Below are 13,260 nucleotides of genomic sequence, written 5' to 3'. Positions count from 1 at the left end.
GGGGGGGGGGGGCCGGCGCCCCCCCCCCGCCCGGGGGGCGCCCCCCGGGGGGCGGTCCTTTGGTGCGGCGCCGGGGGGCCCCCCCCGGGCACCCCCCCCGGGGGGCCCCCGCCTGCCGGTCGGCGAGCCGTCAGCGCACCGTCTGCGCCACCCGCTGCGCCGGGACGCCCGGCGTCCGGTCCGTACGCGGCGCGGCCGGGGAGGCGCCCAGCGCGGTGCCGCGGGTCTCCTCCGCCCACAGCACGCACACCAGCAGGCCCAGCGCCGTCACCCCGGCGGCGATCAGCATGGTCGGGCCGGTGCCCAGGCCGGTCAGCGACAGCGGCAGCAGGTAGGTGCCCACCGCGGCGCCGATCCGGCTGACCGAGGTGGCCATGCCCACGGCGGTGGCCCGGATCTCGGTCGGGAACAGCTCGTTGGGGTAGGTCCAGTCCAGCACGTTCGGCCCCCCGCACAGGAAGGCGTACGCGCACAGCGCGGTCAGCGCCACGGCCGCCGGGGCGGTGGGCCACACCCCCAGCAGCGCCAGCGGCACGGTCATCAGCGCGAAGGACCAGACGATGACGGGGCGCCGCCCCTTGGTGTCGATCAGGCGCAGCGCCGGGTAGCAGCCCAGCAGGAAGACCAGGCTGATCAGCCCGGTGCCCAGGGTCTCCGTCACGGTGCCGCCGGGCATGCCGAAGGAGGAGAGGATCTGCGGGCCGAAGGTGAGCATCGCGAACAGCGGGCCGACCTGGCACAGGAAGAACAGGCCGCAGAACAGGGTGCGGCGCCGGTAGGGCGGGGTCATCAGCAGCCGCAGCCCGCCGGCGGCGCGGGCGCGCCTGGCCGGGTCGGGCATCAGCTCGCGGCCGTCGACCCGCACCCCCAGGTGCTTCTCGACCACGCGCACCGCCTCGCCGACCCGCCCGTTGGCGGCCAGCCAGCGCGGCGACTCCGGCGAGCCGCGGCGGATCACCAGGAAGACCACGCACAGCACGGTGGAGCTGGCCAGCATCCACCGCCAGCTGCCCGGCCCGGCCAGCTCCAGGAACAGGTAGCCCACCACGTAGGCGAGCACCGAGCCGGCGTACCAGGCGACGATCTGCTGGCCGAGCAGCCGCCCGCGGTGCTTGGCGGGCAGCCACTCGGCCAGCAGGGAGGTGGCGATCGGGTAGTCGGCGGCCACCGCCATGCCGAGCACGAAGCGCAGCACGGTGATCGCCCACACCGAGTCGACCCAGAACGAGAGCACCGAGCAGGCGACCATCACCAGCAGGTCGGCGGTGTACATCACCTCCCGGCCGATCTTGTCGGTCAGCACGCCGAACACGGCGCCGCCGACGAACATGCCCACCAGGGCGGCGGCGCCGATCAGGCTGACCTCGGCGGTGGACAGTCCCAGCTCGGGGCGCATCCCGATCAGGGCGACACCGACGATGCTCAGGATGTAGCCGTCGAGCAGCGGCCCACCGGAACAGGCCAGGGCCAGCCTGCGGTGGAAGGCGGTATACGGGGCGTTGTCGATCGTTTGGGACATGGGTCTGCGGGTCCTCCGGGACGTACGGCGGCCACGTGCTCTGCACGCGTCGCCGTGCGCCGGGTAGACGGCGGGGAACGACGCCGTCCACCGTGGACGACGTCCCCGCCCGGTCACGGTCACACCGGGCGACCGTCCACGGTTGCCCGGGTACGGAGGGTGAACCACCGGGGCGAAGGTCGGCCGGATTCGTGCCCAAGGTCCCGAAGCGGACAGGCCCTTCGCCCGTGCCGGTTTACGCCCCGCCCAGTCCTCACGGGCCCTGCCGCCCTCCGCCCGCCCGGCGGACCGCCACGGGTGACCCTCGTCACTTTCGGCGCCCAGCGGTGTGGGACCTGCCACTTTCAGGCCCCCGGACGGGCCCCGCGCAGCCGCTCCAGGCCCACGTCCAGCGCCGCCTCCAGATGGACGACGGACCCCGTGGTCAGCAGGATCAGCACCCCGCCCTGGATCCCGGCCAGCAGCGCCGCCGCCTCCCGGCCGGCGTCCAGCTCCGCCGTGACCGCGCCGCCCTCCTGGAGCCGGCGGATCCCCGCCGCGAGCTGCTCCTGCCACTGCTCCAGCAGCCGGGCCGCCACCGCCCGCGCCGCCTGCGTGGTCGAGCCCAGCTGCGACAGCGCCGTGTGCAGCGGGCAGTTCACCCCCTGGGCGCGGTAGCGGGCCACCACCTTGTCCCGCCAGCGCCGCCACGCCGCCCAGTCGTCCAGCGATCCCAGCTCCGGCTGCTGGTCCTCCAGCACCCGCGCCGCCTCGTGGCGGGCCACGGCCAGCAGCAACCCGTCCTTCCCGTCCGGGAAGTAGTGGAACAACTGGCTCTTGCTCGTCGCCGTGCGGGCCATCACGTCCTCCAGCCGCAGCGCGAACACCCCCTCCTCGCGGATCAGCCCGGCCGCGCCCTCGACGATGCGCGCCCTGGTCGCCACGCCCTTGCGGGTCAGCGCCACCTCGTACCTCCCGGAGTCCACGCCCTTCCCGGTCAGGGCACCAGCACCAGCTTGCCGGTCGTCCGCCGGGACTCCAGGTCCGCGTGCGCCCGGGCCGCCTCGGCCAGCGGGTAGCGGCCGGTGATCCGCTGGGTCAGCCGCCCCGCCCGCACCAGGTCGAACACCTCGGCGCTGCGCCGCACCAGGGCCTCGCGGGTGGGGACGTGGTGGTGCACCACCGGGTAGGTCAGCAGGATGCTGTCGGGCAGGTCGGTGGGCCGCAGGGTGGGCACGCCCATGAAGGGCCCGTAGTAGGCGTGCACGCCGTGCGGGCGCAGGGCCAGCTGGGACGAGGCGAAGGTGTCGGCGCCGCCGCCGTCGTAGACGACGTCGGCCCCGCGGCCGCCGGTCAACTCCCGTACCCGCTCCTGGAATCCGGCGCCGGAGTGGACCAGCACGTGGTCGGCGCCGGCCTCCTCGGCCGCGGCGGCCTTCTCCGCGCGGGACACCAGCCCGATCACCCGGCCGCCGCGGGCCTTGACCAGCTGGGTGAGCAGCAGGCCCACCCCGCCGGCCGCGGCGTGCACCACGGCGGTGTCGCCCGGGCCGACCGGGTAGGTCTCGGTGCTCAGGTGGTTGGCGGTCAGACCCTGCATCAGCAGGCCGGCCGCCGTCGCGTCGTCGACGCCCTCGGGCACCTTCACCAGGGCGGTGGCCGGGATCGCGAGCAACTCGGCGTAGCTGCCCGGGTGGTAGAACCAGGCCACCCGGTCGCCGACCGCCAGGTCCGTCACCCCCGCCCCGAGCGCGCTGACGTACCCCATGCCCTCGGCCCCCAGTACGACGGGGGCCGCCCAGCCCCCGGTGCCCTGCGAACGGGCCCCGACGTCCAGGTAGTTGACCCCGGCCCCGCCCAGGCGCACCAGCGCCTCGCCGGGGCCGGGCACCGGGTCGGGCAGCTCGGTCCAGCGCATGACCTCGGGGCCGCCGTGCTCCTGGATGCGGATCGCGTGCATGGGGTGACACCTTCCTGTGCGGGTTCGTTCGGGAGGGAACGTCCAGCACGCTAGGCACCCGAAAATGGACCCACAAGTCCAGAACGAGCGGGGCACCACGTGCTCCCGCCCGGCCGGTGCACCGGCCGGGCGGGGCAGGGGAGTTCAGGAGACGGGCGGCTGGTGTGGGCCGCGGGCGCGGTCCTGCTTGCAGGCCTCCTGCTGGAGGAGGACGGCGATCTGGTCGACGTCGTCGTTGACGTCGAAGAAGCCCTGGATGTTCGGGGCGGCCGCGCCGTTGACGCCGACGAAGAAGGTGTAGAGGTGGCCGTCGTCGGCCTGGAGGTAGCCCGCGTAGGTCTGGGCGTTGATGGCGAACTGCTGGTTGAGCCAGTCGAAGCCGATGATGGTGCCGGGCTTGGCGAAGACCTTGCCCCTGGCCGGGCAGGCGTCGGTGTTGCAGTAGAGCGCGCCGGTGCCGGAGACGCCGAGGATCGGCAGCGAGGTGCGGAAGGCGTCCGCGTCGGGGGTGCGCAGCCAGTACGCGAGCAGCTGGTTGAGCCCGGTGGGCGTGACCCGGTCGACGGGGACGTCGCCGCGCCCGTCGGCCATCTGGAACTGGGTCGGGTCCACCTTCGCGGTGTCGGTGAGGAAGTCGTGGATCACCGGGAAGCCGTCGTAGCAGTTGCTGCTGCCGCGGCCGACGGCCATGTTGCACAGGGCCAGGTTGGCGCCGAGGTTGTGGCTGACGTTCAGGATCAGCTTGGCGTACTCGCGGTACGGCGGGGAGACGAAGGCGGCCACCTGGGGGTCGCCGCTGTACGAGGCGGGCAGCGCGGCCTGCGGGTTGGGCCCGGTGGGCGGGGCGGTGACGGTGACCCCGGCGCGGGCCAGCGCCTCGATCAGGGCGGTGCGCCCGAACGCGTTGGGGTCCTGGACCTGGGAGATCTTCAAGGTGGGCGGGGCGTCGGCGGCGATGGTGCCGGAGAGGGTGATGGCCGTGCCGTCGGGGGAGGCGCCGACCTGGATGTCGGTGGTGCCGCCCGCGTCGACGGTGCGGACGGTGGAGGTGACCCGGTAGGGCGCGACCTGCGGGCGCCAGCTCAGCTGCGCGGGCTGCCCGGGGGAGGAGGGCGTGGTCAGCAGGTCGATGACGTTGTCGTTGATGATGAGGGGCGTCGGCTGGGGGCTGATCGCGGGGGGTGTGAACAGCCGCGGGTCGATGACGACGTCGCCGTCGACCGCGGTGATGCCCGAGTCGCGGACCTGACGGGCGATCTGGTCCAGGCCGGCGAGCGGGTCCTCCGGGGTGAGGGTGGCGCCCGGGACGTCGTCGGCGTAGGTGTGGTCGATGGGGGTGAAGTCGACCGACCCGTCCGCCTTGGTGCGCCCGCCCATGGTGAGGTCGCCCTGGGCGACGAGCGCCAGGTTCCCGGTGAGGGTCGACCCGTCGAGGCGGCCGACGGCGTGCACCGGCGTGGTGAAGCGGTGGTCGGGGCCCAGGGCGTGCCAGGCGCCGGAGATGGTGATCAGCTTGACGGTCGAGCCCGGCATGAAGAACTGGTCGGGGTAGCGGGAGTGGATCACCCGCCCGTCCTGGGGGTCGATCTCCAGCAGCCCCCACTGGGCGTGCTGGTAGGCGGGCTTGTTCATGATCGCCGTGATGTCGGGACCGAGGTCGTCCTGCGGGTTCCCTGCGGGCGCGGCGGCGGCCGTACCGGCCACGACCGCGAGTGCGACGCCGACGACGGCCCAGGGCCGAAGCCGGCCGCGGATCCTTGCTCTCATCTGCCCAGCCGTTCCTCGAGTCGGAAGCCCCGTCTCACGGGGCGCTCAAGGCGCACATGGTAGGTACGCGGACTCCGGGCGCCGGGATCCTCGGCGGCGCGCTGACGGCGCGGGGTGTGAAAACCATCCGATCGGTCGAAGCCGGGTGGGCGGGGACCGGGACGGCGGGCCCGGACCGCGTCCGTCGCGGTCCGGGCCCTGCGGCTGCGTGACGGCTCGGCGCGGCCGGGTCAGGGGCCGGTGGGGGTATCCAACTCGACGTTGTAGTCGGCGAGCTGGCCGATCCGGGCCTCGCTCAGGACGCCCTGGTGCACCCAGACGTCGTCCAGCGAACCGGCGAAGTACCCGCCCCAGGCACCGTCGGCGCGCTCGCGGCCGAACTCCAGGCCCGGGCCCGCGTCGAAGGGGCGCACGCTCGCGGCCGAGGAGATGTGCGGGGTGCAGAAGCTGGAGTCGGGCTCGCAGGTCTGGTTCTCGCGCTGCCCGTCGACGTACAGGGTGAGCCGGGAGGCGTCGGCGTCGTAGACCAGCGCGAGGTGGGCCCAGTTCTCCAGCACGGAGATGTTCGAGGTGTGGGCGACGGTGGTGCGGGCCGCGGTGGGGCTGTCGGAGTCGGCGACCGTCGCCTGCCACTCGCCCAGGGGGCCGCCGCCGTACGGGTTGACGCCCAGGTAGTGCCAGCGCAGGGCGACGGCGCTGGTGGTGCCGGTGCCCTGGGAGAAAACCGTCATGTCCCGGGTCGGGTCGGTGACATTGGCCCAGGCGGTCACGGTGAAGCTCCGGTCCGCGTGCAGGGGAGCGGCGGGGGCCTCGGCGTAGCCGGCGGCCGTGCCGTCGAGCCGCAGGAAGCCGGCAGCCGGGAGCAGGGCCTCGCCCGGGTCGACCGAGGCGCCCGCCCCGAGGACGGCGGCGGCGTGGGCGGAGCCCTCGTCCGGCGAGCCCAGCGGGGTGCCGGACGCCTGGGCGAACTTCCAGCGGTCGACCGGCTGCGGCTGGGTGGTGTCGGCGGACGCGGTGGCGGCCGGGGCGGCCAGGAGTACTCCGGTCACGGCCACGGCCGCCAGCAGTCTGGATCGACGGAGGTTCATATCGGCTCCACATTCGAAGATCGTTTGAGGTGGAGCAGAAGCTTCGTGGAGCATACGAACCGATGTCAATGGCTTAACGGCCGCGCCGGTCAGCCCACCGGGACCGGGACGCCCCGGATGAGGAGGGGGAGGCAGGCGCCGTGGTCCCAGGCGTCCCAGGCGTCGTCGACGCGGCGGTACTGGTCGTCGGCCATGACCTCGCGCAGCCTGGACTGCGGGACCCAGTGGAGACCGCGGATGTCGCCCGGCGGCTCGTGGCGGCGGACGGCCTGGGCCTGCTGGGGCGTGACCAAGCCGCCCGCGTAGACGAAGTCGAGGCCCTCGGGGAACTCGGCGGCGGGCACGTAGTCGATCGTCAGGACGGTGCGCAGGCCCAGGACGAGCCCGGTCTGGGTGTCGAGGTGCCGGCGGGCGGCGAGGTGGGGGAGCTCGTCCTGCTCGGCGCTGCCGCCGGGCAGCGTGAAGCCGTCCTGGTGGACGGGATCGGCGAGGAGGACGAGGGGCTCGCCCGACCCGTCGGGGTCCTCAGTGAGGACGAAGACATGGTGGCCCGAACGCCGCGCGGGCGGACGGTGCTTGAGGAGGATCCTGCTCAACTCTGCTCCATGTGTGGGGAGTTCGATGGTGTTACAGCGGCCGACGACGCGGCTTCCCGCAGGTCCCCGGCGCGGTCTCCCGGGGGGTGAGGGAACGGAGGGCGATCGGGCTGACCCGCCATTCGGGCCCGGTTGCCCCGAGGGGACGGAGAACAGCCTTGCCGAACAGCACCTCCACGAAGACCCCCTCGCGGGGATCTGTCGGGTTGCTGAAGTCCTGCACCACTTCGTGGAGTTGGAAGGGGGGAGAAGGCATGGGGGTCTCCGGAGGTTGCACTGCGCGTCCGGCGAGTTACCGGGTGTAGCCATGATGGCGTTCCGTCCTCTACGATCGGAAGGCCTTCCCACTTGACAGTTTCCCAGGGTGGGATTCGTGTAGCGGTAGAGGACTGACGATGCGTGAGACGCAGCTGGATCCATCGGCATCACCCCTCAAGGCGTTCGGGGCCCAACTGCGCAAGCTGCGCAAGGCGGCAGGCCTGACGCAGATCGAACTCGGCGACCTCACCGGCCTGAGCGACAGTCAGATCTCCAACCTCGAAAGAGGGACCCGCAATCCCACACTTGACTGGGTTCGACTCGCCGACAAGGCGATCGATACCGGTGGAACATTGGAACTGACGTACTGGACTCTCAGCGGGTCATCCCTGCTGGAAGGCTTCCCCGAGTACGCGCAGCAAGAGGCGAAGGCCCAAGGCATCTCCCACTTCGAACTGGGCATCGTGCCCGGGCTGGCCCAGACGATGGAGTACGCCGGAGCCTTCGCGTCCGCAGCCGTGCGGCGCGGCAGCATCACCGAGGAACAGGCCGCGGACCGGCTCGACTTCCTGGCCACACGTCAGAAGCTGCTCAACCAGCGATCGGCACCGCGCCTGCACTTCGTCCTGGACGAGGGAGCCCTGCTGCGCACGGTGGGCGGGCCCAAGGTCATGGCACGGCAGTTGGCGCACCTCGAAGACCTTGCGAGCCGCCCGAACATCACCATCCAGGTGGCGCCGTTCTCACTCGCGGAGGAGCTGCCGTTCACGATGGTTGTCACGCTATTGACTCTGGCTGATCGAACGGTCCTGGCATACTCGGAATGCCAGCTGCGCGGCTTCCTTGCGCGAGATGCCGAGACGGCCCTGGCCTGGGAGCGTGACTACCACCAGCTCCAGGTGGAAGCGCTGTCGAAGGCCGCGTCGCTGGAGAAGATCCGCAAGCAAGGCGTGAGAGGAACGTCATGATTCGCCCCGTAGACCTGTCCGACGCCGCATGGTTCAAGAGCAGTTACAGCAACAACGGCGGAACCTGCGTCGAGGTGGCCCCCAACTTCCCCGGCCTGGCTCCCGTCCGCGACTCCAAGGACCCCCAGGGCCCGGCTCTCGTCTTCCCCTCCGAGGCCTGGCAGTCGTTCGTCACTGCCGTGAGCAGTGGCGAGTTCGGCGACATCTGAGAGGAGCATCATGGCCGACCGCATGGACCTGTCCGGCGCCCAGTGGTTCAAGTCCTCCTACAGCAACAACGGCGGATCTTGCGTCGAGGTGGCTCCGAACTTCCCCGGCCTGGCTCCCGTCCGCGACTCGAAGGACCCTCAGGGCCCGGCCCTGGTCTTCCCGTCCGAGGCGTGGAAGTCCTTCGTTGCCGCCGTCCGCAGCGGGGAGTTCGGGAGCGTCTGAAACGGTAGGCCCGGACCGCACCCCCTGCGGTCCGGGCCGTCACCAACCGGTGAGGGCGTTCGTCAACCCGTGATCGTGGTGGAGCACCGCTACCGGCCGGCCTGTTTCGGGGTGGGGCACATCGAACCCGCGCTGTCAGCGCAGGGCCATACCGTGCGTGTTGTGGACGACGATGAGGTGGACGACTATCAGGTGTGGGACATGACGGACGTCCTCACCTCGTTCTGCGCGCGCCTGTACGGTCGCCGTGTCGCCCGCGACCGAGCGGAGAGGGGGTTGACTGCGGCTGCGGAGAGTACCGAGTGACCCACAAGCAGGGAGTCAGGTTCGAGCTCGCGCCCGATTCGGACCAGGCCGTGTCGATGGGGCGGCACTGCGGGCTGTCCCGAGTGGTGGAGAACTTCTGTCTGGAGACCGTCCGCAAGAAATGGGCGCAACGCAAGGCGGAGGAGTCCTACGGCATCACCGGCGACGACCTCACCAAGGTCCCGTGGTCCGCCCCCGCGCTTGAGAAGGAGTGGCGTGCCGCCCACGCGGAGCGCTACCCGTGGTTCGCCGAGGGCAAGCTGTCCTCCCGCATCCCGAAAGAAGCGTGCCGGGTCCGGGCGGCCGGATTCTCCAACTACCTCAAGTCCAAACAAGGCAAGCGCAAGGGCGCGAAGGTGGGCTTCCCGGGCTGGCGCAAGCGCAAGGACGGTTCGCGGTTCCGCTACGACGCCGACCGTGCCAAACCCCTGGACTCGAATACCGTGCGGCTGCCCGCCATCGGGGACGTGACCACCTGTGAGGACATGTCCTGGCTCACCAGCCGAATGGCTACCGGCGAGGCGCGCGTACTCGGCGCGACCGTCCGCGAACAGGCCGGACGGTGGTGGGTCTCCTTTCAGATCGAGGTGGACCGTGATGGCGTCAACAAGCGCCGCCAGGTCAGCCACGACGCTCCCGCGTGTGGCATCGACCTCGGATTGAAGACCTTCGCGGTCATCCGCGACAGCGATGGCACCCGCAGGGAGATCGACGCCCCCAAGCCACTCAAGGCGGCTCTGCGTGCTCTCAGGAAAGCGAACCGGAAGCTGTCCAAGTCCAAGGAGGGATCGAAGAACCGAGGTAAGGCACGCCGACGCGTGAGCCGAATCCACCTGCGGGTCGCCGACCGGCGTAAAGACTTTCTGCACAAGACCACTACCGAGCTGACGAGAACCAAGTCGGCCATCGCCGTGGAGACCCTGCACGTCAAGGGCATGGTCAAGAACCGCAGGCTGTCCCGCGCCATCAGTGACGCCGGGTTCGGGGAGTTCGTCCGGCAGTTGGAGTACAAGGCCGACTGGTACGGCTCCCGCATCTGGAAAGCCGACCGCTGGTTCCCCTCCTCCAAGACCTGCGGAGACTGCAAGTGGATCAATCAGGGCCTGGTCCTCTCGGACCGCGTATGGGTCTGTCCCGGGTGTGGTGTCCACCACGACCGGGACGACAACGCGGCAGGCAACCTCCTCGCAGCGATGCTCGCCGACCCGAACTTCTGACTGACTTGAGAACCCTCGCCGGGGAGTTGTCCGGAGAGGAAAAACGCCTCGTGGAGACCGCGTAAGACCTTACTCTCCGGAGTTGGCGGAGGTCGGTGAAGCAGGAAGAGACTCAGTGTGAGAATCGCTGAGGATCAATCAACGGGAGTGAATCCGTGCGCGTGCAGACCGATCACCTGTCGCAGCAGCCTGCGACCGAGACCACCGACAAGAGATCCGTCCGGCATGCCCTGCTGATCTCGCTGGCCAGCGGCATCGGCTACATGCCGTTCGCCCTGACCATCCCGATCCTGCCCGGCCACGTCACCGGACGACTCCACGGCGGGCCCGCCGAGGTCGGCGCCGTCGTCGGCGGTTACGCGCTGACGGCCCTGCTGGCGCGCCCGGTGTCGGGCGTACTGATGAACCGCCTCGGTGCCCGGGTCCTGACCGTCGGCGGCGCGATCGTGACCACGCTCGCCACCGTCGCCTACCCGCTCGCCGGGTCGATCGCCCAACTCGTGGGCCTGCGCATGCTGGTGGGCATCGGCATGGGCGTGATGCTGGCCGCGACCGGGGTCTGGCCCGTCCAACTGGTCGCCAAGGACCGGCAGAGCTGGGCGCTGGGGCTGGCCGGCACCGTCATCTACGTGGCGATCGGCCTGGGCGCCCCGCTGGGCACGCTGGTGGAGCACCTGGTGGGCACGACGACCACGTTCGTGATCGCCGGGCTGCTGGCCCTGCTCGTCATCCCCATAGCCCTGGCCGTGCCGGAGGTGCGGGTCCCGCCGAAGGCGAAGGAGGGGGCGGGCGGCATCGAGCGGGGCCGGGCGCTGCTGGGTACGGTGCTGTCCAGTGTGGCGCTGGTGTTCACCGCGTTCGGCTTCGCGGCCGTCTCCGGCTTCGCGGTCGCCAAGTTCGACGCCCTCGGGGTCGCCGGGGGAGCGGCCGTGGTCACCGCCTACTCGCTGACCGTGGTGCTGCTGCGGGTGGCGAGCACCTGGATCCGCTGGGAGGCCACGCGGCCGGTGGCGCTTGCCGCCCTGTTCCTCGTCGAGGCCCTGGGGGTCGCGCTCATCGGGCTGTCGAACGGCCTCGTCCTGGGCGTGGTCGGCGGGGTGCTCACCGGGATCGGCATGTGGCAGATCTACCCGGTGCTGGGGCTGTTCGTGGTGCGCTCGGTCGACGAACGCGGGCGCGCCACGGCGCTGTCGACCTTCGGGGCCTGCTTCACCGTGGGCCTCGCCGCGGGCAGCGGCTCGCTCGGGCTGGTCGCCGAGGCGACCGGGTACCGGACGATGTTCCTGGTCTGCGCGGCCTGCGTCGGCCTGGGCCTGCTGGTGGCCGTGGCGGCGGCCCGGGTGGCCCGGATCCGCTGACGTCCCCCGCGGCGGCGGGGCGCCCGCGCTCGGCTCGGCTCCGTCAGGGACCGTGCCGGGCCGTCGGCGGGCGGTTCGCCGCCGGCGCCGGGGTCGGGCGGGCCGGGCGCTTCATCGCTCGGGCCGCCGGAACAGTGCCGCCCACAGGCCGGGCCGGCCGAACCGGCTCGCGTCCGGCGCCGATTCGTCGCGCATCCGCCGCAGCTCCACCTCCTGGAGGCCCAGCGGCCCCTCGACGAAGATCCGGCGCAGTTCGTCGGCGGTGTAGGCCGGGGCGCCGTGCGGGGCGCCGTCCCGGTACAGCTGCGCGTCCGGGGTCCGCGTCCCCGCCCCGTCGCCGTCCGGCGCGCAGCAGACCAGTCCCAGGTGTCCGCCGGGCGCCGTCAGCCGCGCCAGCAGCGCGAGGTAGCCGGGCCGGCGGTGCGGCGGCAGGTGCTGGAAGAGGCCCGAGTCGTAGACCAGGTCGTACGGACCGGTCAGGGCGGCCGCCACCGGCCCGAAGGCGTCCCCGTGCTGGAAGCGCACTCCCAGGTCGAAGCCGAGGTGGTACTCGAACTGCTCCTGGCGGCTGCGCGCCTGGTCCAGGGCCCGCTGGTCGCGGTCCAGCCCGTCCATGGCGAAACCGTGCATCCGCAGGTGGAGGGTGTTGCGGCCGTTGCCGCAGCCGAGGTCGAGTCCGCGTCCACCCGGGGACGCCCCGATCACCCCGCGGTCCAGCAGGTCCGCCAGGCTCTCGTCCGGCTTCCCGCTGAGGGCCGGCACCGGCCGGCTCCGGTCGGCGTGTCGCGGCGCCCGTTCCCGCCGGGCCTGCGCGAACAGCCCGTCGAGCAGCTCCAGCAGTTCGTCCTCGGTCCGCACCACCCGTACGTCACCCTGTTCCTGCGCCATGTCCGCCTGCCCCTTTCGTCCCCCACGGTCGTCGCGACGCTACCGGGAACGGGCCCGCCCGCGCGGGCGGCGGGCGGGCCGACGGGACGGCTGCGGCGATCGCCCGCATCCGTTGCGGTCCGGGTCCGGGACCGGAGCCGGGGCCAGGTCCGGGGCCGTGGGCGTGCCTACGAGCCGGCGGTGGCCAGGGCCAGCGTGGTGGCCATCACCGGGCTGGTGAAGGTGTTCGTCGCGGCGCCCGGGTTCTGGTGGTAGGAGCCCCATTTGAGGTAGTTGCGGTCGCCGTCCCAGGTGGTGCCCTTGAAGGTGCCCGCGCCGGTGCTGAACGTCTGCTTCTTGCCGTCGAACCAGAAGTCGATCGTCCCGTCGGTGCGGCCCAGGTGGATCTTGAGCGCGTACGCGTGCCACTCGCCGTTGTTCACCGGCGCCGTCCACAGCGGGTGCGCCACGTGCTCGGTGTCCCACTCCTGGAGCCGCACCCGGCTGTTGGTGATGTCGATCTCGATCGGGTGGTTGGCGGTGCCCTCGCTGGGCGAGCACTTGAGCTGGAACACGTACCGGCTCTGGTCGTCCTTGATGTCCACCGTGGAGGACCAGCCCAGGTAGAAGGTGTCGCCGCTCCTGAGGTCCGGGCCGACCGTCTCGCAGCGCTCCTGGTTCGCGGCCTGGAAGGCCCGCCACACGTCGCCCTTGGCGGGGTCCTTGACGACGCCGAAGGTGCTCGGGGCGGCGCACTGCACGCCGGGGAAGGAGGAGGGGCCGGTCTTGGTGCTCGGGGTCCACAGGACCTTGCCCGCCGCCGCCGGGGCGGCGGCGGGGCTGTCGGCGGCGGCCGAGCCGCAGGAGACCGCGCAGGTGGCCAGGGCCAGGGCCCCGACGGCGAGCCGGCGGTGACGGGACAGGGGGGACATGACGCTCCCAACG

General features: G+C 71.9%; 13 protein-coding genes and 1 pseudogene. 6 read left to right on the top strand and 8 right to left on the bottom strand.

Annotated elements, in window-relative coordinates:
• Window positions 1–130: 130 nt before the first annotated feature.
• The 6 genes from ACFC1T_RS34965 to ACFC1T_RS34940 all read right to left on the bottom strand — a co-directional run bounded on the left by ACFC1T_RS34965 (window position 131) and on the right by ACFC1T_RS34940 (window position 6,909).
• Window positions 131–1,519 carry an MFS transporter gene (locus ACFC1T_RS34965; protein ID WP_375895823.1) on the bottom strand — a complete coding sequence of 463 codons (1,389 nt, stop codon included), beginning with the start codon at window positions 1,517–1,519 and terminating at the stop codon, window positions 131–133.
• Window positions 1,520–1,863: 344 nt separating this feature from the next.
• A complete protein-coding gene (locus tag ACFC1T_RS34960) occupies window positions 1,864–2,463 on the bottom strand; it encodes a TetR/AcrR family transcriptional regulator (RefSeq protein WP_375895826.1) in 600 nt (199 codons plus the stop codon).
• 32 nt (window positions 2,464–2,495) lie between these two features.
• A complete protein-coding gene (locus ACFC1T_RS34955; RefSeq protein WP_375895821.1) occupies window positions 2,496–3,458 on the bottom strand; it encodes a quinone oxidoreductase in 963 nt (320 codons plus the stop codon).
• A 144-nt stretch (window positions 3,459–3,602) separates the two neighbouring features.
• Window positions 3,603–5,225 carry a D-alanyl-D-alanine carboxypeptidase/D-alanyl-D-alanine-endopeptidase gene (gene dacB / locus ACFC1T_RS34950; protein WP_375895819.1) on the bottom strand — a complete coding sequence of 541 codons (1,623 nt, stop codon included), beginning with the start codon at window positions 5,223–5,225 and terminating at the stop codon, window positions 3,603–3,605.
• Between the two features lie 230 nt (window positions 5,226–5,455).
• Window positions 5,456–6,313: a LamG-like jellyroll fold domain-containing protein gene (locus ACFC1T_RS34945; protein ID WP_375895816.1), complete on the bottom strand. Its 858-nt coding sequence runs from the start codon at window positions 6,311–6,313 to the stop codon at window positions 5,456–5,458.
• An 89-nt stretch (window positions 6,314–6,402) separates the two neighbouring features.
• Window positions 6,403–6,909: an NUDIX domain-containing protein gene (locus ACFC1T_RS34940; protein ID WP_375895815.1), complete on the bottom strand. Its 507-nt coding sequence runs from the start codon at window positions 6,907–6,909 to the stop codon at window positions 6,403–6,405.
• A 395-nt stretch (window positions 6,910–7,304) separates the two neighbouring features.
• Between ACFC1T_RS34940 and ACFC1T_RS34935 the strand changes: the two genes are divergently transcribed.
• The 6 genes and pseudogenes from ACFC1T_RS34935 to ACFC1T_RS34910 all read left to right on the top strand — a co-directional run bounded on the left by ACFC1T_RS34935 (window position 7,305) and on the right by ACFC1T_RS34910 (window position 11,448).
• Entirely contained in the window at window positions 7,305–8,135 is an 831-nt protein-coding gene (locus ACFC1T_RS34935; protein WP_375895812.1) for a helix-turn-helix domain-containing protein, read from the top strand.
• Window positions 8,132–8,344 carry a DUF397 domain-containing protein gene (locus ACFC1T_RS34930; RefSeq protein WP_375895809.1) on the top strand — a complete coding sequence of 71 codons (213 nt, stop codon included), beginning with the start codon at window positions 8,132–8,134 and terminating at the stop codon, window positions 8,342–8,344. The genes ACFC1T_RS34935 and ACFC1T_RS34930 overlap by 4 nt, the downstream gene beginning before the upstream one ends.
• A gap of 10 nt (window positions 8,345–8,354) precedes the next feature.
• Window positions 8,355–8,567, top strand: a complete 213-nt coding sequence (locus ACFC1T_RS34925; RefSeq protein ID WP_375895807.1) for a DUF397 domain-containing protein — start codon at window positions 8,355–8,357, stop codon at window positions 8,565–8,567.
• Window positions 8,568–8,639: 72 nt separating this feature from the next.
• Window positions 8,640–8,873, top strand: a pseudogene (locus tag ACFC1T_RS34920) (IS607 family transposase); the annotation flags it as partial.
• Window positions 8,870–10,090: an RNA-guided endonuclease InsQ/TnpB family protein gene (locus tag ACFC1T_RS34915; protein ID WP_375895804.1), complete on the top strand. Its 1,221-nt coding sequence runs from the start codon at window positions 8,870–8,872 to the stop codon at window positions 10,088–10,090. The pseudogene ACFC1T_RS34920 and the gene ACFC1T_RS34915, both read left to right, overlap by 4 nt.
• A 155-nt stretch (window positions 10,091–10,245) precedes the next feature.
• The gene (locus ACFC1T_RS34910; protein ID WP_375895802.1) at window positions 10,246–11,448 is read left to right on the top strand and encodes an MFS transporter; all 1,203 of its coding nucleotides are present in this window, start codon (window positions 10,246–10,248) and stop codon (window positions 11,446–11,448) included.
• Window positions 11,449–11,559: 111 nt separating this feature from the next.
• Here the strand turns inward: ACFC1T_RS34910 and ACFC1T_RS34905 are convergent, their stop codons facing one another.
• Both ACFC1T_RS34905 and ACFC1T_RS34900 read right to left on the bottom strand, forming a co-directional pair.
• Complete coding sequence (locus ACFC1T_RS34905) at window positions 11,560–12,336, bottom strand: SAM-dependent methyltransferase (RefSeq protein WP_375895799.1); 777 nt, start codon at window positions 12,334–12,336, stop codon at window positions 11,560–11,562.
• A 167-nt stretch (window positions 12,337–12,503) separates the two neighbouring features.
• On the bottom strand, window positions 12,504–13,247 hold the full coding sequence (locus ACFC1T_RS34900; RefSeq protein WP_375895796.1) for a heparin lyase I family protein: 744 nt from the start codon (window positions 13,245–13,247) through the stop codon (window positions 12,504–12,506).
• Between the last annotated feature and the right edge of the window lie 13 nt (window positions 13,248–13,260).

Source organism: Kitasatospora sp. NPDC056076, from assembly GCF_042266305.1.
In the GTDB taxonomy this organism is placed as follows: domain Bacteria; phylum Actinomycetota; class Actinomycetes; order Streptomycetales; family Streptomycetaceae; genus Kitasatospora.
Note: the sequence above shows the minus strand (reverse complement) of the source record. Positions and strands in the feature narration are given on the sequence as shown.

Excerpts from the sequence above, each read along its gene's own strand:
- ACFC1T_RS34965 (WP_375895823.1), bottom strand. The coding sequence starts at position 1,519 with ATGTCCCAAACGATCGACAACGCCCCGTATACCGCCTTCCACCGCAGG.
- ACFC1T_RS34955 (WP_375895821.1), bottom strand. The coding sequence starts at position 3,458 with ATGCACGCGATCCGCATCCAGGAGCACGGCGGCCCCGAGGTCATGCGC.
- dacB (WP_375895819.1), bottom strand. The coding sequence starts at position 5,225 with ATGAGAGCAAGGATCCGCGGCCGGCTTCGGCCCTGGGCCGTCGTCGGC.
- ACFC1T_RS34945 (WP_375895816.1), bottom strand. The coding sequence starts at position 6,313 with ATGAACCTCCGTCGATCCAGACTGCTGGCGGCCGTGGCCGTGACCGGA.
- ACFC1T_RS34935 (WP_375895812.1), top strand. The coding sequence starts at position 7,305 with ATGCGTGAGACGCAGCTGGATCCATCGGCATCACCCCTCAAGGCGTTC.
- ACFC1T_RS34930 (WP_375895809.1), top strand. The coding sequence starts at position 8,132 with ATGATTCGCCCCGTAGACCTGTCCGACGCCGCATGGTTCAAGAGCAGT.
- ACFC1T_RS34925 (WP_375895807.1), top strand. The coding sequence starts at position 8,355 with ATGGCCGACCGCATGGACCTGTCCGGCGCCCAGTGGTTCAAGTCCTCC.
- ACFC1T_RS34905 (WP_375895799.1), bottom strand. The coding sequence starts at position 12,336 with ATGGCGCAGGAACAGGGTGACGTACGGGTGGTGCGGACCGAGGACGAA.
- ACFC1T_RS34900 (WP_375895796.1), bottom strand. The coding sequence starts at position 13,247 with ATGTCCCCCCTGTCCCGTCACCGCCGGCTCGCCGTCGGGGCCCTGGCC.